This window comes from Enterobacter sp. CRENT-193 (genome assembly GCF_002787395.1).
Classification (GTDB): domain Bacteria; phylum Pseudomonadota; class Gammaproteobacteria; order Enterobacterales; family Enterobacteriaceae; genus Enterobacter; species Enterobacter hormaechei_C.
The window spans coordinates 2,034,063-2,052,079 of sequence record NZ_CP024812.1 but is presented as its reverse complement, the minus strand read 5'-3'; the positions used below and the strand labels follow the sequence as shown (position 1 = coordinate 2,052,079).

Below are 18,017 nucleotides of genomic sequence, written 5' to 3'. Positions count from 1 at the left end.
GCATTCACAGGAGGCCTGCATGAGCCAGAGAGGGTTAGAAGCGCTACTCCGTCCGAAATCCATTGCCGTTATTGGCGCCTCGATGAAACCGGACCGCGCAGGGTATCTGATGATGCGCAATCTGCTGGCTGGCGGATTTAACGGCCCGGTCATGCCCGTTACGCCCGCTTATAAGGCGGTACAGGGGGTGCTGGCGTGGCCGGACGTGCAAAGTTTACCGTTTGTTCCCGACCTCGCCGTGCTCTGTACGCATGCGAAACGAAACCTCGAATTGCTTGAGTCGCTCGGTCAGAAAGGCTGTAAAACCTGCATTATTCTTTCCTCGCCTCCTGAACAGCAGCCCGAACTGCTGGCCTGCGCCAGCCGCTACCAGATGCGCATTCTTGGTCCAAATAGCCTCGGTCTGCTTGCGCCCTGGCAAGGGCTGAATGCCAGTTTTTCCCCGGTTCCGATCCGTAAAGGCAAACTGGCCTTTATTTCGCAGTCGGCTGCGGTATCCAATACCATCCTCGACTGGGCGCAGCAGCGTGAGATGGGCTTTTCCTATTTCATTGCCCTCGGCGACAGCCTGGACATTGACGTCGATGAGCTGTTGGATTTCCTGGCGCGTGACAGCAAAACCAGCGCTATCCTGCTCTACCTTGAACACCTGAGCGACGCCCGTCGTTTTGTGTCGGCGTCGCGTAGCGCATCACGTAATAAACCGATTCTGGTCATCAAAAGCGGGCGCAGCCCCGCGGCTCAGCGCCTGCTACATTCCCGTTCCGGGATGGATCCCGCATGGGATGCAGCGATCCAGCGCGCCGGTTTATTGCGGGTACAGGATACGCACGAGCTTTTTTCCGCCGTCGAAACGTTAAGCCACATGCGCCCCCTGCGCGGTGAAAAGCTGATGATTGTCAGCAACGGTGCAGCTCCCGCCGCCCTGGCGCTGGACGAGCTCTGGCTACGCAACGGCAAGCTGGCCACGCTGGGTGAAGAGACGCTCCAGCGCCTGCGGGATGCGTTACCGGGAAGCGTTGTTCCCGATAATCCCCTCGATTTGCGCGATGATGCCAGCAGCGATCGTTACATTAAGGCGATCACGATTTTGCTGGATAGCCAGGACTTTGATGCGCTGATGATTATCCATTCGCCCAGCGCGGTTGCGCCAGGCAGCGAAAGTGCGCGTGCGCTGATTGAGGCGGTCCGAAACCATCCCCGCGGCAAATACGTTACCCTGCTGACCAACTGGTGCGGCGAATTCTCCTCGCAGGAGGCACGGCGTCTGTTTAGTGAAGCCGGGTTGCCAACCTACCGTACCCCAGAGGGCACCATTACCGCGTTTATGCATATGGTTGAATACCGCCGCAACCAAAAGCAGCTGCGTGAAACGCCTGCCCTGCCGGGCAATCTCACCGCAAATTCGGTGGATGTGCACAGGCTTTTGCAGCAGGCCATCGAAGAGGGCGCCACTTCTCTTGACACACATGAGGTACAACCCATTCTTGGCAGTTATGGAATGCAAACCCTGCCCACCTGGATTGCCGGCGACAGCGCTGAGGCGGTACATATTGCTGAGCAGATTGGTTATCCGGTCGCGCTGAAGCTGCGCTCTCCCGATATTCCGCACAAATCGGATGTGCAGGGCGTCATGCTGTATCTGCGCACCGCGACAGAAGTACAACAGGCCGCGGATGCCATTATCGATCGCGTAAAAATGACGTGGCCACAGGCCAGGATCCACGGCCTGCTGGTGCAGAGCATGGCCAACCGTGCAGGTGCGCAGGAGCTGCGCGTGGTTGTCGAACACGATCCGGTTTTTGGTCCGCTCATTATGCTGGGTGAAGGCGGCGTTGAGTGGCGGCCAGAAGAACAGGCGGTTGTCGCGCTTCCCCCTCTGAACATGAACCTGGCGCGTTATTTAATTATTCAGGCCATCAAAAGCAAAAAAATCCGCGGGAGAAGCGCTCTGCGGCCGCTTGATATCGCCGGATTAAGCCAGTTTCTGGTGAAGGTCTCCAACCTCATTGTTGACTGTGCGGAGATCCAGCGCCTGGATATCCACCCCCTTCTTGCCTCCGGAAATGAATTTACCGCCCTGGACGTGACGCTGGACATTGCGCCCTATATCGGTGACCCGGAAAGCCGTCTCGCCATTCGTCCTTATCCTCTTCATCTGGAAGAGTGGGTGGAGATGAAAAATGGGGAGCGGGCGCTGTTTCGCCCTATCCTGCCGGAAGACGAGCCGCTGCTGCGGGCGTTCATCTCGCAGGTGACGAAGGAAGATTTGTACTATCGCTATTTCAGCGAAATCAATGAATTTACCCACGACGATTTAGCCAATATGACCCAGATCGACTACGATCGAGAAATGGCGATTGTGGCGGTCCGCCGTTCCGGAGCGGGAGAGGAGATCCTCGGCGTGACGCGCGCTATTTCCGACCCGGATAACGTGGATGCCGAGTTTGCCGTACTGGTGCGTTCCGATCTTAAGGGTTTGGGGTTGGGCAGACGGCTGCTCGAAAAACTCATTGGTTATACGCGCGATCACGGATTGTCACGCCTGAATGGCATTACTATGCCAAACAATCGGGGTATGGTGACCCTGGCGCGGAAGCTCGGTTTTGACGTTGATATCCAGCTGGATGAAGGCATTGTCTCTCTGTCCCTCAGCCTGACTTCGACGGATAAACAAGAGTAAGCTGCTGGAAATGTTACCCACTTTTACCGGCACTGGGGTATCATTATCCGCTTATGTTGTTTGCCTGGTACAGACAACCCTTCAATGAACAGAGAAGAAACGCACTGTGATGTTGTCAAAATTTAAGCGTAATAAACATCAACAACACCTTGCTCAACTACCGAAGATTTCTCAGTCAGTTGATGATGTAGAGTTCTTTTATGCTCCCGCTCATTTCCGGGAGACGCTTCTTGAAAAGATTGCCAGCGCTACGCGACGTATTTGCATTGTGGCGCTCTATCTTGAACAAGATGAAGGTGGGCGTGCGATCCTGAACGCGCTCTATGAAGCGAAACGTCAGCGTCCGGAACTGGATGTTCGCGTGCTGGTAGACTGGCACCGTGCTCAGCGTGGCCGTATTGGTGCGGCTGCCTCGAATACCAATGCTGACTGGTATTGCCGCACGGCCCAGGAAAATCCGGGGATTGATATACCGGTGTATGGCGTACCGGTGAATACCCGTGAAGCGCTTGGCGTTCTTCATTTTAAAGGATTTATCATTGATGACAGTGTCCTTTATAGCGGCGCCAGCCTGAATGATGTGTATCTCCATCAGCTCGATAAATACCGCTACGATCGCTACCATCTGATCCGCAATCCGCAGATGGCTGACATCATGTTCAACTGGGTTGATAAAAACCTGGTTCATGGTCGGGGTGTGCACCGTCTTGACGATCCTCATCGCCCGAAAAGCCCGGAAATCAAAAACGACGTTCGCTCCTTCCGCCAGGAACTGCGCGATGCGGTTTATCGTTTTCAGGGTGATGCCAGTAATGAAGAACTGTCCGTTACGCCCCTAGTAGGCCTGGGGAAATCCAGCCTGCTGAACAAGACCATCTTTCATTTGATGCCGTGCGCTGAACATAAGCTCACCATCTGCACCCCTTACTTTAACCTTCCCGCCGTTCTGGTGCGTAATATCATTCAGCTGCTGCGTGATGGTAAAAAGGTGGAAATCATTGTCGGGGATAAAACGGCAAATGACTTTTTCATTCCGGAAGATCAGCCTTTCAAGATCATCGGCGCACTGCCTTATCTCTATGAGATTAACCTGCGCCGCTTCCTGAGCCGTTTACAGTACTATGTGAACACGGACCAGCTGGTTGTGCGTCTCTGGAAAGATGAAGACAACAGCTATCACCTCAAAGGGATGTGGGTGGATGATGAGTGGATGCTGCTGACCGGTAATAACCTGAACCCACGCGCCTGGCGTCTGGATCTGGAAAACGCCATCCTTATTCATGATCCTCAGCATGCGTTAGCCGCGAAACGCAATCGTGAGCTGGAGCTTATACGCACGCATACCACCGTGGTTCGTCACTATCGCGATCTGCAAAGCATCGCTGATTATCCGGTGAAAGTTCGCAAGCTGATTCGCCGTCTACGTCGGATCCGTATCGACCGCCTCATCAGCCGCATTCTGTAATACACGGGCCCTGTCATCGACGGGGCTTTTTTTATGGAGTCTGTTAATGCGTACGCCTTTCCTGATAATCCCTCTTTTCCTGACCGGTTGCAGCCATATGGCTAATGATAACTGGTCGGGTCAGGATAAAGCTCAACACTTTCTGGCGTCTGCAATGTTGTCCGCTGCGGGTAATGAGTATGCGCTGCACCAGGGGTATAGCCGGGATCGAAGTGCCACAATGGGCCTGATGTTCTCCATCAGCCTGGGGGCATCAAAAGAACTTTGGGATAGCCGCCCCTCGGGAAGCGGCTGGAGCTGGAAAGATTTTGCCTGGGACGTAGCCGGGGCAACAACCGGCTACGCCGTCTGGCAGATGGCGCATTATTAAAGGCGGATCCCTTTTCCTTTACGATGCAGCATCAGGGAGACAATAAACGCCAGCGCCCCCATGATGGTGACATACCAGAAGAAGGTCGTTTCACTGCCCCATGACTTTAGGGATAGCGCGACATATTCTGCTGATCCGCCAAACAGGGCGTTAGCGACCGCATAAGAGAGGCCTACGCCCAGCGCCCTCACCTGTGCGGGAAACATTTCCGCTTTCAAAATGCCACTAATTGCCGTGTAAAAACTAATAATAATAAGTGCCACCATAATCAAAGCGAAAGCGGCATACGGAGAGGTTGTATGCTGTAGCGCCGTCAAAAGCGGAACAGTCCCCAGGGTGAGCATGCCACCAAAGATCAGCATGGAGGTGCGGCGACCTATTTTGTCCGACAGCGCGCCAACAATCGGCTGAATGAGCATAAAGACCAGTAACGCCACCGTCATGACGACACTCGCAACGTTAGCATGCATGCCCGTCGTGTTGACCAGATATTTTTGCATATAGGTGGTGAAGGTATAGAAGCTTAGCGAGCCTGCGGCGGTAAAGCCTAGTACCATCAAAAATGCTTTGCGGTTACGCCACAGCCCTTTCATCGAACCGGCTTCTTTCAGCGCCCTGACCTCCTGTTGGGAGGTTTCATCAAGCTGACGGCGTAACCACAGCGCCACAACCGCCAGGGCGGCCCCCAGGGCAAACGGGATGCGCCAGCCCCAGGCGCGTAAATCTTCATCGCTAAGGATTTGTTGAAGGATCACCACAACCAGTAATGCCAGCAACTGACCGCCAATAAGGGTTACATACTGGAATGATGCATAGAAACCTTTGCGCCCTTCAACAGCTACTTCGCTCATGTATGTCGCGCTGGTGCCGTATTCGCCACCCACTGACAGCCCCTGGAACAGACGTGCCAGCAACAGCAACGCCGGTGCCCATGTTCCGATAGTGTCATATCCGGGAAGGCAGGCAATCACCAGCGAGCCGACGCACATCATGCATACGGAGATGAGCATGGATGTCTTGCGCCCTTTCCTGTCCGCGATCCTGCCGAACAGCCATCCGCCAATGGGACGCATCAGGAACCCGGCGGCAAAAACGCCTGCGGTTTGCAGAAGCTGCGTTGTAGTGTTCCCTGACGGGAAGAAGATATGCGCAAAGTAGAGTGAACAGAATGAATAGACGTAAAAATCAAACCACTCTACAAGGTTCCCCGATGAAGCTCCAACAATTGCCCAAACCCGACGGCGAGTATCCTTGCCTGCTAAACTTGTATTATCCGTATCTGCACTGGCTACGGTTTCTGTCATTTTAAAATCCCCTGTCTCACATTGCGGGCCATTGCCCACAAACAGTAAAACCGGATTTAAAACGAATCGTTAGGTAAATAAAATGTTTCCAATATGTTTCATTGGATTTTGTGAACTCGATCAGGTATCGAATTATTAGCGGACGTAGTAATTATCCCCACGCTTGCTGGTGAGCCTTTTTTCGCTGCAAATAATCTTCATCGGCACGAATTTTATCCCACCACGTTTTGAATACCGCAGCGGCCTCTGCTTTTACTGGATCGTGATCGAGGGGTTTGACCTGGCGCTTCTCATCATACTTTTTTCCGCCTTTAGGATTGGCGTATCGCCGGGCACGGGTGTATCCCATCTGTATGAATTTACGCGCCATATCCATACCTACAAAATCGTTATTCCTGCGGTACTCTTCAAAGAGGGCGTAGATCTCTTCTGCCGAACGCGCTGCGACTTCAGCATTTTTATAACGCCAGTGTGGAAGGATTTCGCTTTTATAAGGCTCGACCATCAATACGCCCTGCTCACCCCGGCCAACCTGATACCGTTCGGGATGTTCGCGAAAATTAATATTGGCAAAATCTTGTTGATAATCAAAGGGACGAGTCAAAGCGGCACCATTGTTAAAATTGTTTTAACAATTGTAGGCCGGATAAGGGGAAGCCGCCATCCGGCATGTTTTCCGCGCCCAAAGCAAAAACCCCGTACCTTACGGTACGGGGGTTTTTCTTGTTTGATGCCTGGCAGTTCCCTACTCTCACATGGGGAGACCCCACACTACCATCGGCGCTACGGCGTTTCACTTCTGAGTTCGGCATGGGGTCAGGTGGGACCACCGCGCTACAGCCGCCAGGCAAATTCCTGTGCTCTGTCCTGTGTCTTTCGCACTGATACTGCGTTGGCTGCTCTCGTAAAGTCAGTCACATACCTCAGTATGCTCCTTCCTTTCCTTCGTTTGCCGCCTTGTCTCAGCGCAAAATCCTTCGGACTCTGAATCTAAGCTGAAAATTTCGTCTCTTCGCCAAAACACCTTCGGCGTTGTAAGGTTAAGCCTCACGGTTCATTAGTATCGGTTAGCTCAACGCATCGCTGCGCTTACACACCCGACCTATCAACGTCGTCGTCTTCAACGTTCCTTCAGGAGACTTAAAGTCTCAGGGAGAACTCATCTCGGGGCAAGTTTCGTGCTTAGATGCTTTCAGCACTTATCTCTTCCGCATTTAGCTACCGGGCAGTGCCATTGGCATGACAACCCGAACACCAGTGATGCGTCCACTCCGGTCCTCTCGTACTAGGAGCAGCCCCCCTCAATTCTCCAGCGCCCACGGCAGATAGGGACCGAACTGTCTCACGACGTTCTAAACCCAGCTCGCGTACCACTTTAAATGGCGAACAGCCATACCCTTGGGACCTACTTCAGCCCCAGGATGTGATGAGCCGACATCGAGGTGCCAAACACCGCCGTCGATATGAACTCTTGGGCGGTATCAGCCTGTTATCCCCGGAGTACCTTTTATCCGTTGAGCGATGGCCCTTCCATTCAGAACCACCGGATCACTATGACCTGCTTTCGCACCTGCTCGCGCCGTCACGCTCGCAGTCAAGCTGGCTTATGCCATTGCACTAACCTCCTGATGTCCGACCAGGATTAGCCAACCTTCGTGCTCCTCCGTTACTCTTTGGGAGGAGACCGCCCCAGTCAAACTACCCACCAGACACTGTCCGCAACCCGGATCACGGGTCTACGTTAGAACACCAGCCATTAAAGGGTGGTATTTCAAGGATGGCTCCACGCAGACTGGCGTCCACGCTTCAAAGCCTCCCACCTATCCTACACATCAAGGACCAGTGTTCAGTGTCAAGCTATAGTAAAGGTTCACGGGGTCTTTCCGTCTTGCCGCGGGTACACTGCATCTTCACAGCGAGTTCAATTTCACTGAGTCTCGGGTGGAGACAGCCTGGCCATCATTACGCCATTCGTGCAGGTCGGAACTTACCCGACAAGGAATTTCGCTACCTTAGGACCGTTATAGTTACGGCCGCCGTTTACCGGGGCTTCGATCAAGAGCTTCGCGTTGCCGCTAACCCCATCAATTAACCTTCCGGCACCGGGCAGGCGTCACACCGTATACGTCCACTTTCGTGTTTGCACAGTGCTGTGTTTTTAATAAACAGTTGCAGCCAGCTGGTATCTTCGACTGATTTCAGCTCCGTCCGCAGGGACTTCACCTACATATCAGCGTGCCTTCTCCCGAAGTTACGGCACCATTTTGCCTAGTTCCTTCACCCGAGTTCTCTCAAGCGCCTTGGTATTCTCTACCTGACCACCTGTGTCGGTTTGGGGTACGATTTCGTGTTACCTGATGCTTAGAGGCTTTTCCTGGAAGCAGGGCATTTATCACTTCAGCACCGTAGTGCCTCGTCATCACACCTCAGCGTTAACAAGGTACCGGATTTACCTGGAACCTCCGCCTACATGCTTAAACCGGGACAACCGTCGCCCGGCTGACATAGCCTTCTCCGTCCCCCCTTCGCAGTAACACCAAGTACAGGAATATTAACCTGTTTCCCATCGACTACGCCTTTCGGCCTCGCCTTAGGGGTCGACTCACCCTGCCCCGATTAACGTTGGACAGGAACCCTTGGTCTTCCGGCGAGCGGGCTTTTCACCCGCTTTATCGTTACTTATGTCAGCATTCGCACTTCTGATACCTCCAGCATGCCTCACAGCACACCTTCAACGGCTTACAGAACGCTCCCCTACCCAACAACACATAGTGTCGCTGCCGCAGCTTCGGTGCATGGTTTAGCCCCGTTACATCTTCCGCGCAGGCCGACTCGACCAGTGAGCTATTACGCTTTCTTTAAATGATGGCTGCTTCTAAGCCAACATCCTGGCTGTCTGTGCCTTCCCACATCGTTTCCCACTTAACCATGACTTTGGGACCTTAGCTGGCGGTCTGGGTTGTTTCCCTCTTCACGACGGACGTTAGCACCCGCCGTGTGTCTCCCGTGATAACATTCTTCGGTATTCGTAGTTTGCATCGGGTTGGTAAGCCGGGATGGCCCCCTAGCCGAAACAGTGCTCTACCCCCGAAGATGAGTTCACGAGGCGCTACCTAAATAGCTTTCGGGGAGAACCAGCTATCTCCCGGTTTGATTGGCCTTTCACCCCCAGCCACAGGTCATCCGCTAATTTTTCAACATTAGTCGGTTCGGTCCTCCAGTTAGTGTTACCCAACCTTCAACCTGCCCATGGCTAGATCACCGGGTTTCGGGTCTATACCCTGCAACTTAACGCCCAGTTAAGACTCGGTTTCCCTTCGGCTCCCCTATACGGTTAACCTTGCTACAGAATATAAGTCGCTGACCCATTATACAAAAGGTACGCAGTCACCCCATAAAGAGGCTCCCACTGCTTGTACGTACACGGTTTCAGGTTCTTTTTCACTCCCCTCGCCGGGGTTCTTTTCGCCTTTCCCTCACGGTACTGGTTCACTATCGGTCAGTCAGGAGTATTTAGCCTTGGAGGATGGTCCCCCCATATTCAGACAGGATACCACGTGTCCCGCCCTACTCTTCGAGTTCACAGCAAGTGTGCTTTCGTGTACGGGACTATCACCCTGTACCGTCGGACTTTCCAGACCGTTCCACTAACACACAAGCTGATTCAGACTCCGGGCTGCTCCCCGTTCGCTCGCCGCTACTGGGGGAATCTCGGTTGATTTCTTTTCCTCGGGGTACTTAGATGTTTCAGTTCCCCCGGTTCGCCTCGTTAACCTATGTATTCAGTTAACGATAGTGTGTCGGAACACACTGGGTTTCCCCATTCGGACATCGCCGGGTCAAGGGTTCATATCACCTCGCCGGCGCTTTTCGCAGATTAGCACGTCCTTCATCGCCTCTGACTGCCAGGGCATCCACCGTGTACGCTTAGTCGCTTAACCTCACAACCCGAAGATGTTTCACTTCTGGTTGCGAAAATTTGAGAGACTCGAACACACATGAGCTGTGTGTCGTTTCAATTTTCAGCTTGATCCAGATTTTTAAAGAGCAAATATCTCAAACGTGACTCGCAAGTCAGTTTTGAGATATGACGGCAGGTGACTTTCACTCACGAACCAGCAAGTGGCGTCCCCTAGGGGATTCGAACCCCTGTTACCGCCGTGAAAGGGCGGTGTCCTGGGCCTCTAGACGAAGGGGACGTACAGTCTCAATCGCAAGACGCCTTGCTATTTACTTTTCATCAGACAATCTGTGTGAGCACTACAAAGGCAGGTTCTTTAAGGTAAGGAGGTGATCCAACCGCAGGTTCCCCTACGGTTACCTTGTTACGACTTCACCCCAGTCATGAATCACAAAGTGGTAAGCGCCCTCCCGAAGGTTAAGCTACCTACTTCTTTTGCAACCCACTCCCATGGTGTGACGGGCGGTGTGTACAAGGCCCGGGAACGTATTCACCGTGGCATTCTGATCCACGATTACTAGCGATTCCGACTTCATGGAGTCGAGTTGCAGACTCCAATCCGGACTACGACGCACTTTATGAGGTCCGCTTGCTCTCGCGAGGTCGCTTCTCTTTGTATGCGCCATTGTAGCACGTGTGTAGCCCTACTCGTAAGGGCCATGATGACTTGACGTCATCCCCACCTTCCTCCAGTTTATCACTGGCAGTCTCCTTTGAGTTCCCGGCCGGACCGCTGGCAACAAAGGATAAGGGTTGCGCTCGTTGCGGGACTTAACCCAACATTTCACAACACGAGCTGACGACAGCCATGCAGCACCTGTCTCAGAGTTCCCGAAGGCACCAAAGCATCTCTGCTAAGTTCTCTGGATGTCAAGAGTAGGTAAGGTTCTTCGCGTTGCATCGAATTAAACCACATGCTCCACCGCTTGTGCGGGCCCCCGTCAATTCATTTGAGTTTTAACCTTGCGGCCGTACTCCCCAGGCGGTCGACTTAACGCGTTAGCTCCGGAAGCCACGCCTCAAGGGCACAACCTCCAAGTCGACATCGTTTACGGCGTGGACTACCAGGGTATCTAATCCTGTTTGCTCCCCACGCTTTCGCACCTGAGCGTCAGTCTTTGTCCAGGGGGCCGCCTTCGCCACCGGTATTCCTCCAGATCTCTACGCATTTCACCGCTACACCTGGAATTCTACCCCCCTCTACAAGACTCTAGCCTGCCAGTTTCGAATGCAGTTCCCAGGTTGAGCCCGGGGATTTCACATCCGACTTGACAGACCGCCTGCGTGCGCTTTACGCCCAGTAATTCCGATTAACGCTTGCACCCTCCGTATTACCGCGGCTGCTGGCACGGAGTTAGCCGGTGCTTCTTCTGCGGGTAACGTCAATCGACAAGGTTATTAACCTTATCGCCTTCCTCCCCGCTGAAAGTACTTTACAACCCGAAGGCCTTCTTCATACACGCGGCATGGCTGCATCAGGCTTGCGCCCATTGTGCAATATTCCCCACTGCTGCCTCCCGTAGGAGTCTGGACCGTGTCTCAGTTCCAGTGTGGCTGGTCATCCTCTCAGACCAGCTAGGGATCGTCGCCTAGGTGAGCCGTTACCCCACCTACTAGCTAATCCCATCTGGGCACATCCGATGGCAAGAGGCCCGAAGGTCCCCCTCTTTGGTCTTGCGACGTTATGCGGTATTAGCTACCGTTTCCAGTAGTTATCCCCCTCCATCAGGCAGTTTCCCAGACATTACTCACCCGTCCGCCACTCGTCAGCAAAGCAGCAAGCTGCTTCCTGTTACCGTTCGACTTGCATGTGTTAGGCCTGCCGCCAGCGTTCAATCTGAGCCATGATCAAACTCTTCAATTTAAAAGTTTGATGCTCAATGAATTAAACTTCGTAATGAATTACGTGTTCACTCGTTGAGACTTGGTATTCATTTTTCGTCCGAGGACGTTAAGAATCCATGTCACTTTGAGTGCCCACACAGATTGTCTGATAAATTGTTAAAGAGCAGTGCCGCTTCGTTTTCGCTGCGGCGCGGGGTGTGCATATTACGCTTTCCCGCTTCAGAGTCAAGCGTTTGTTTTGCTTTTCTCTGCTGACCCGGCGGCTTGCGTGCCGTTGTTCCGTGTCAGTGGAGGCGCATTATAGGGAGTTCTTCTGAGGCTGCAAGTGCAAAGTGAAAATTATTTACCGACTGCTCACTTTCCAGGCAAAACACATCTCAGACATTAATTCTTGCCTGGTTTTTAAACAAAAACGAGCCGCAAGCGGCCCGTTTTTGCGTTTTGTGACTTACTGCACTGCCACAATTCGGTCTTCGTTGGCTTCCAGACGGATAACTTTGCCCGGAACCAGCTCCCCAGAGAGGATTTGCTGTGCCAGCGGGTTTTCGATCTGCTGCTGGATAGCACGTTTTAACGGACGCGCGCCATAAACAGGATCGTAACCATTCTCGCTCAGCAGTTTCAGCGCATCATCCGAGATGTGGATTTCATACCCACGCTCTTCCAGACGTTTGTACAGACGCTGCAACTGGATCTGCGCAATCGACGCAATGTGTTTCTCACCCAGCGGATGGAACACGACCACTTCATCAATACGGTTGATGAACTCCGGACGGAAGTTTTGGCTGACCACACCCAGCACCAGATCTTTCATATGGCTGTAATCCAGCTCACCGAAGCGTTCCTGAATCAAATCGGAACCCAGGTTCGAGGTCATGATCACCACCGTGTTACGGAAGTCGACCGTTCTTCCCTGCCCATCCGTCAGACGCCCATCATCTAGCACCTGCAACAGAATGTTAAACACGTCAGGATGTGCCTTTTCTACTTCATCCAGCAGGATGACGGAATAAGGACGACGGCGAACCGCTTCCGTCAGATAACCGCCCTCTTCATAACCGACATATCCCGGAGGCGCACCGACCAGACGCGAGACGGCGTGTTTCTCCATAAACTCGGACATATCGATACGCACCATCGCGTCATCGCTGTCGAACATAAAGTTAGCCAGCGCTTTACACAGCTCAGTTTTACCGACACCGGTTGGCCCCAGGAACAGGAACGAGCCGATTGGACGATTCGGATCGGACAGCCCCGCACGGCTACGACGAATGGCGTTAGATACCGCTTCGACCGCTTCGTTCTGTCCAATGACGCGCTGATGCAGATCCTGCTCCATACGCAGCAGTTTCTCGCGTTCGCTTTCCATCATGCGAGCCACAGGAATACCCGTCCAGCGCGCCAGCACTTCGGCAATTTCGGCGTCCGTCACTTTATTACGCAACAGACGCATGGTTTTGCCTTCCGATTGCGTGGCAATCTCTAACTGTTTTTCCAGCTCAGGGATCTTGCCGTACTGTAGCTCGGACATCCGTGCCAGATCCCCTACGCGACGCGCCTGCTCAATGGCAATTTTCGCCTGCTCCAACTCCGCCTTGATTGTCTGGGTGCCAGAGAGGGAGGCTTTCTCAGCTTTCCACTCTTCTTCCAGCTCAGAATACTGACGCTCTTTCTCGTCCAGTTCTTCGTTGAGCATATCGAGGCGTTTCTTACTCGCTTCATCAGACTCTTTGTTCAGCGCCTGCTGTTCCAGCTTGAGCTGGATAATACGGCGATCGAGTCGGTCCAGCTCTTCCGGTTTCGAGTCAATCTGCATACGGATGCTGGACGCCGCTTCATCGATAAGGTCGATGGCTTTATCCGGCAACTGACGGTCGGCAATGTAACGATGCGAAAGCATCGCCGCCGCAACGATGGCCGGGTCGGTGATCTGCACGTGATGGTGCAGCTCATAACGCTCTTTCAGACCACGCAAAATGGCGATGGTATCTTCAACGCTTGGCTCGGCAACAAACACTTTCTGGAAGCGACGTTCCAGCGCAGCATCTTTCTCAATGTACTGACGATACTCGTCAAGCGTAGTGGCGCCAACGCAGTGAAGTTCACCGCGCGCCAGAGCAGGTTTCAGCATGTTCCCGGCATCCATTGCGCCGTCAGCTTTACCCGCCCCCACCATGGTGTGCAGTTCGTCGATAAACAGGATGACGTTACCTTCCTGCTTCGCCAGATCGTTCAGCACGCCTTTCAGACGCTCTTCAAATTCACCGCGGTATTTCGCCCCGGCCACCAGCGCGCCCATATCCAGCGCCAGTACGCGACGGCCTTTCAGCCCTTCGGGCACTTCGCCATTAACGATACGCTGCGCCAGCCCTTCAACGATGGCGGTTTTACCGACGCCTGGCTCACCAATCAGCACCGGGTTGTTTTTGGTACGACGTTGCAGTACCTGGATTGTCCGGCGGATTTCTTCGTCGCGGCCGATCACCGGGTCAAGTTTGCCCTGCTCGGCACGTTCGGTCAGGTCGACCGTAAATTTCTTCAAAGCCTGACGTTGGTCTTCGGCTCCCTGGTCGTTCACGCTTTCACCTCCGCGCATTTTCTCAATCGCCTGGGTCACATTAGCGGTGGTTGCACCGGCGGATTTCAGCAGGTCGGTTAAGGTACCGCGTGATTCAAGCGCCGCCAGAACAAAGAGCTCTGACGAAATAAAGTTGTCCCCACGTTTTTGCGCCAGCTTGTCGCAAAGGTTCAGCACGCGCACCAGATCCTGCGACGGCTGCACGTCGCCGCCGGTACCTTCTACCTGCGGTAAACGGCTCAGCGCCTGATCGATGGCGGTGCGTAACTGGCCGGCATTAATGCCAGCGGACGTTAATAAAGGACGTACCGATCCCCCTTCCTGATTCAGCAAGGCGCTCATTAAATGAAGAGGTTCGATAAATTGGTTGTCGTGCCCCAGTGCAAGGGACTGGGCATCGGCGAGAGCAAGCTGGAATTTATTAGTAAGACGATCCAGACGCATAACTCCTCCCATAACAGGTCAAATTTGCTACTGGAGATTAAATGAGGTCATCCCTCAATTATTCAAGGTTAATAACCTGAATTATGTGAAAAGAAAACGGCGCGTACCGGATCGTCTTGATTCTTTAGGTTATATCAGCCAAATGAAACTTGCCATACGGCCTGTCGTCTTGTCGCGGCGATAGGAGAAAAAATCACCCTTTTCGGTGAAGGTACAGCGATCTCCGCCGAAGATTTGGGTCACACCGACGTTATTCAGGCGCTGGCGGGCAAGCTGGTAAATATCGGCCAGATATTTATCTCCGGAAGCCACGAACGCTTCGACCGCTTGCGGATCTTTTTCCATAAAGGCATCGCGCACTTCGGGCCCGACCTCAAATGCCTGCGGGCCAATCGCCGGGCCAAGCCAGGCGATGAGATTTGCAGAATCGTCCTGAAAGCAGGCGACGGTCTCTTCCAGAACGCCTTCGCACAGGCCTCGCCATCCGGCGTGGGCAGCAGCCACTTCAGTTCCTGCCTGATTGCAGAACAACACCGGCAGGCAATCAGCGGTCATCACCGCGCAAACCGTTCCCGGCGTATTGCTGTACGAAGCATCGGCGCGTTTAGACGCATAGGGCTCACCCGTCAGCTTAAGCACCGCTTTACCGTGCACCTGCTCAAGCCAGACCGGTTTTGAAGGAAGGTTTCCCGCAGCAAAGAGGCGTTTACGGTTCTCTTCAACGTGCTCCAGGTTATCGCCACAATGCGCACCGAGGTTCAGAGACTCCCACGCGCCCTGGCTCACGCCACCGATACGGGTTGAACTACAGGCGGCCACGCCTTCAGGCAGTGGCCACTCCGGGACAATCAGTTTGGTCATAACCAGTCCACGTGATCCTTATGTTCTTCGAAATCTGCGCGCATCGCGTCGATAAGTTCCACCATATCCTGTGGGATCGGCGCATGCCATTCCATCTGAATTCCGGTGATTGGGTGGTAAAGACGCAGCATCGTCGCATGCAGCGCCTGGCGATCGAATTTACGCAGCACGGAGATGAATTCATCCGATGCGCCCTTTGGTGGACGCGGACGACCGCCGTAAACCGGGTCACCCACCAGCGGATGGGTAATATGCGCCATGTGCACGCGGATCTGGTGAGTACGCCCGGTTTCCAGGCGCAGACGCAGGCGCGTATGAATACGGAAATGTTCCATGATGCGGTAATGGGTCACCGCCGGTTTGCCCATCGGGTGTACGGACATATGCGTACGCTTGGTTGGGTGACGGCTGATAGGCTCTTCCACCGTGCCGCCAGAGGTCATATGACCAATCGCCACCGCTTCATACTCACGGGTGATTTCGCGCAGTTGCAACGATTCCACCAGGCGAGTCTGGGCGGGAACCGTCTTCGCCACCACCATCAGACCCGTGGTGTCTTTATCCAGACGGTGAACAATACCGGCACGCGGTACGTCGGCAATCGGCGGATAATAATGAAGGAGTGCGTTAAGTACCGTACCGTCAGGATTGCCCGCGCCCGGGTGAACAACAAAGTCGCGCGGCTTGTTGATGACCAGAATATCGTCATCTTCGTAGACGATATCCAGCGGGATATCCTGGGGCTCGAAGCGGATTTCCTCTTCGATTTCAGCATTGATGGCGACAGCTTCCCCACCAAACACTTTCTCTTTTGGTTTGTCCCAGATCTTGCCGTTTACCAGCACGCGCTGGTCAAGGATCCATTCTTTTATGCGTGAACGCGAATAATCAGGGAACAATTCGGCCAAAGCCTGATCTAAGCGTTGACCGAGCTGATTTTCGGAGACTGTTGCGGTGAGTTCTACTCGTTGTGCCATAAACTGCTTCTTCGTTTAACGTTGGGTTTTACGGCTTTGCCGTTTAATATAGTGTGCTATTGTAGCTGGTCTTAATCGGGAGCAGGAACTGAGTTTCTCCCGGACAAACATTTGAGGAAAGTCAAAACGTCATGACGCGCATGAAATATCTGGTGGCAGCGGCCACGTTGAGCCTGGCTTTGGTGGGCTGCTCCGGTTCGAATGAACAGGTCCCTGACAATCCGCCGAATGAAATCTATGCGACTGCACAACAAAAGTTGCAGGACGGTAACTGGAAACAGGCGATAACGCAACTGGAAGCGTTGGATAATCGCTATCCGTTTGGTCCGTATTCGCAGCAGGTACAGTTAGATCTTATCTACGCCTACTACAAAAATGCCGATCTGCCGCTGGCTCAGGCAACGATCGATCGTTTCATGCGTCTGAACCCTACCCATCCTAACATCGATTACGTGATGTACATGCGCGGCCTGACTAACATGGCGCTGGATGACAGTGCATTGCAGGGCTTCTTCGGGGTGGATCGTTCCGACCGTGACCCGCAACATGCGCGTGATGCTTTCAATGACTTCTCCAAACTGGTGCGTAGCTACCCGAACAGCCAGTACATTACCGATGCCACTAAGCGTCTGGTGTTCCTGAAAGATCGTCTGGCGAAATATGAGTACTCCGTTGCGGAATACTACACCCGCCGTGGCGCATGGGTTGCCGTGGTTAACCGTGTAGAAGGCATGCTGCGTGATTATCCGGATACCCAGGCAACGCGTGATGGCCTGAAGCTGATGGAAAATGCGTATCGCCAGATGCAGATGACGGCTCAGGCTGACAAAGTGGCGAAAATCATCGCCGCGAACAGCAGCAACACCTGATACCGCTACAACGCATAACGGCAGCCCGCGGGCTGCCGTTTTTTTATTCTTTCAGACTTACGCTGAAGCGGTTTAGCTTCAACACATCCATTCAACTATGACCGCAATTGTTGGCTTCGACAAGGTAAATCTCACCTCTTCCTGCCCTGCCTCACAAAAAAGATTCCCTGACAAAAACCGACAAAATAACGTGATCTAAATCACACATTTTGACATTGGGTCGGGTATGCTGGAATCACCAAGACGGAAAGACAAGAGGTAAAATTTATGACAATGAACATTACCAGTAAACAAATGGAAATTACTCCGGCAATCCGCCAGCACGTCGCAGACCGTCTCGCCAAACTGGATAAATGGCAAACACATTTGATTAATCCACATATCATCCTGTCCAAGGAGCCGCAGGGTTTCATCGCTGATGCAACTATCAATACTCCAAACGGCCATCTGGTCGCCAGCGCAAAACACGAGGATATGTACACCGCAATTAACGATTTGATCAACAAGCTGGAACGGCAGCTCAATAAAGTGCAACACAAAGGTGAAGCACGTCGCGCCGCAACCTCGGTGAAAGACGCCAGCTTCGCGGAAGAAGTTGAAGAAGAGTAATCCTCTAAAATTGAGTGTACCGACAACGCGCCTTCGGGCGCGTTTTTTATT

Annotated in this window: 10 protein-coding genes, 1 tRNA gene and 3 rRNA genes; 5 read left to right on the top strand and 9 right to left on the bottom strand. The window is 53.3% G+C overall.

All coding sequences use genetic code 11. The features are described 5' to 3' along the window. Window positions 1-19: 19 nt before the first annotated feature. From CU081_RS10145 to CU081_RS10135, 3 genes are all read left to right on the top strand, one after another. Window positions 20-2,683, top strand: a complete 2,664-nt coding sequence (locus CU081_RS10145) for a bifunctional acetate--CoA ligase family protein/GNAT family N-acetyltransferase (RefSeq protein WP_022651672.1) — start codon at window positions 20-22, stop codon at window positions 2,681-2,683. Between the two features lie 109 nt (window positions 2,684-2,792). Next, the gene (gene pssA / locus CU081_RS10140; RefSeq protein ID WP_022651673.1) at window positions 2,793-4,148 is read left to right on the top strand and encodes a CDP-diacylglycerol--serine O-phosphatidyltransferase; all 1,356 of its coding nucleotides are present in this window, start codon (window positions 2,793-2,795) and stop codon (window positions 4,146-4,148) included. A 46-nt stretch (window positions 4,149-4,194) separates the two neighbouring features. Continuing rightward, window positions 4,195-4,518 carry a YfiM family lipoprotein gene (locus tag CU081_RS10135; protein ID WP_003860739.1) on the top strand — a complete coding sequence of 108 codons (324 nt, stop codon included), beginning with the start codon at window positions 4,195-4,197 and terminating at the stop codon, window positions 4,516-4,518. Here the strand turns inward: CU081_RS10135 and CU081_RS10130 are convergent. The 9 genes from CU081_RS10130 to rluD form a co-directional block, all read right to left on the bottom strand. Next, window positions 4,515-5,822 carry an MFS family transporter gene (locus CU081_RS10130; RefSeq protein ID WP_003860741.1) on the bottom strand — a complete coding sequence of 436 codons (1,308 nt, stop codon included), beginning with the start codon at window positions 5,820-5,822 and terminating at the stop codon, window positions 4,515-4,517. The genes CU081_RS10135 and CU081_RS10130 overlap by 4 nt on opposite strands. Before the next feature lie 151 nt (window positions 5,823-5,973). Continuing rightward, complete coding sequence (locus tag CU081_RS10125) at window positions 5,974-6,426, bottom strand: DUF4385 domain-containing protein (RefSeq protein ID WP_058647525.1); 453 nt, start codon at window positions 6,424-6,426, stop codon at window positions 5,974-5,976. 128 nt (window positions 6,427-6,554) lie between these two features. After that, window positions 6,555-6,670, bottom strand: a 5S ribosomal RNA gene (gene rrf / locus CU081_RS10120). A gap of 188 nt (window positions 6,671-6,858) precedes the next feature. Beyond that, window positions 6,859-9,763 (bottom strand): 23S ribosomal RNA (locus CU081_RS10115). A gap of 182 nt (window positions 9,764-9,945) precedes the next feature. After that, window positions 9,946-10,021: transfer RNA gene (locus tag CU081_RS10110), tRNA-Glu, on the bottom strand. 84 nt (window positions 10,022-10,105) lie between these two features. After that, window positions 10,106-11,647 (bottom strand): 16S ribosomal RNA (locus CU081_RS10105). The 16S, 23S and 5S rRNA genes sit together here with 1 tRNA gene alongside, the layout of an rRNA operon. Window positions 11,648-12,076: 429 nt before the next feature. Then, window positions 12,077-14,650, bottom strand: coding sequence for an ATP-dependent chaperone ClpB (gene clpB / locus CU081_RS10100; RefSeq protein ID WP_022651674.1), 2,574 nt, complete (start codon window positions 14,648-14,650; stop codon window positions 12,077-12,079). A gap of 129 nt (window positions 14,651-14,779) precedes the next feature. Beyond that, on the bottom strand, window positions 14,780-15,511 hold the full coding sequence (gene yfiH / locus CU081_RS10095) for a purine nucleoside phosphorylase YfiH (RefSeq protein WP_003863167.1): 732 nt from the start codon (window positions 15,509-15,511) through the stop codon (window positions 14,780-14,782). Beyond that, the gene (rluD, locus tag CU081_RS10090; RefSeq protein ID WP_003863165.1) at window positions 15,508-16,488 is read right to left on the bottom strand and encodes a 23S rRNA pseudouridine(1911/1915/1917) synthase RluD; all 981 of its coding nucleotides are present in this window, start codon (window positions 16,486-16,488) and stop codon (window positions 15,508-15,510) included. The genes yfiH and rluD overlap by 4 nt, the downstream gene beginning before the upstream one ends. A 131-nt stretch (window positions 16,489-16,619) precedes the next feature. Here rluD and bamD point away from each other — a divergent pair, with 131 nt between their 5' ends. After that, window positions 16,620-17,357, top strand: a complete 738-nt coding sequence (bamD, locus tag CU081_RS10085; RefSeq protein WP_003863164.1) for an outer membrane protein assembly factor BamD — start codon at window positions 16,620-16,622, stop codon at window positions 17,355-17,357. A gap of 267 nt (window positions 17,358-17,624) precedes the next feature. Continuing rightward, entirely contained in the window at window positions 17,625-17,966 is a 342-nt protein-coding gene (raiA, locus tag CU081_RS10080) for a ribosome-associated translation inhibitor RaiA (protein ID WP_003863162.1), read from the top strand. The last annotated feature ends 51 nt before the right edge of the window (window positions 17,967-18,017 follow it).

Excerpts from the sequence above, each read along its gene's own strand:
- CU081_RS10145 (WP_022651672.1), top strand. The coding sequence starts at position 20 with ATGAGCCAGAGAGGGTTAGAAGCGCTACTCCGTCCGAAATCCATTGCC.
- pssA (WP_022651673.1), top strand. The coding sequence starts at position 2,793 with ATGTTGTCAAAATTTAAGCGTAATAAACATCAACAACACCTTGCTCAA.
- CU081_RS10135 (WP_003860739.1), top strand. The coding sequence starts at position 4,195 with ATGCGTACGCCTTTCCTGATAATCCCTCTTTTCCTGACCGGTTGCAGC.
- CU081_RS10130 (WP_003860741.1), bottom strand. The coding sequence starts at position 5,822 with ATGACAGAAACCGTAGCCAGTGCAGATACGGATAATACAAGTTTAGCA.
- clpB (WP_022651674.1), bottom strand. The coding sequence starts at position 14,650 with ATGCGTCTGGATCGTCTTACTAATAAATTCCAGCTTGCTCTCGCCGAT.
- yfiH (WP_003863167.1), bottom strand. The coding sequence starts at position 15,511 with ATGACCAAACTGATTGTCCCGGAGTGGCCACTGCCTGAAGGCGTGGCC.
- rluD (WP_003863165.1), bottom strand. The coding sequence starts at position 16,488 with ATGGCACAACGAGTAGAACTCACCGCAACAGTCTCCGAAAATCAGCTC.
- bamD (WP_003863164.1), top strand. The coding sequence starts at position 16,620 with ATGACGCGCATGAAATATCTGGTGGCAGCGGCCACGTTGAGCCTGGCT.
- raiA (WP_003863162.1), top strand. The coding sequence starts at position 17,625 with ATGACAATGAACATTACCAGTAAACAAATGGAAATTACTCCGGCAATC.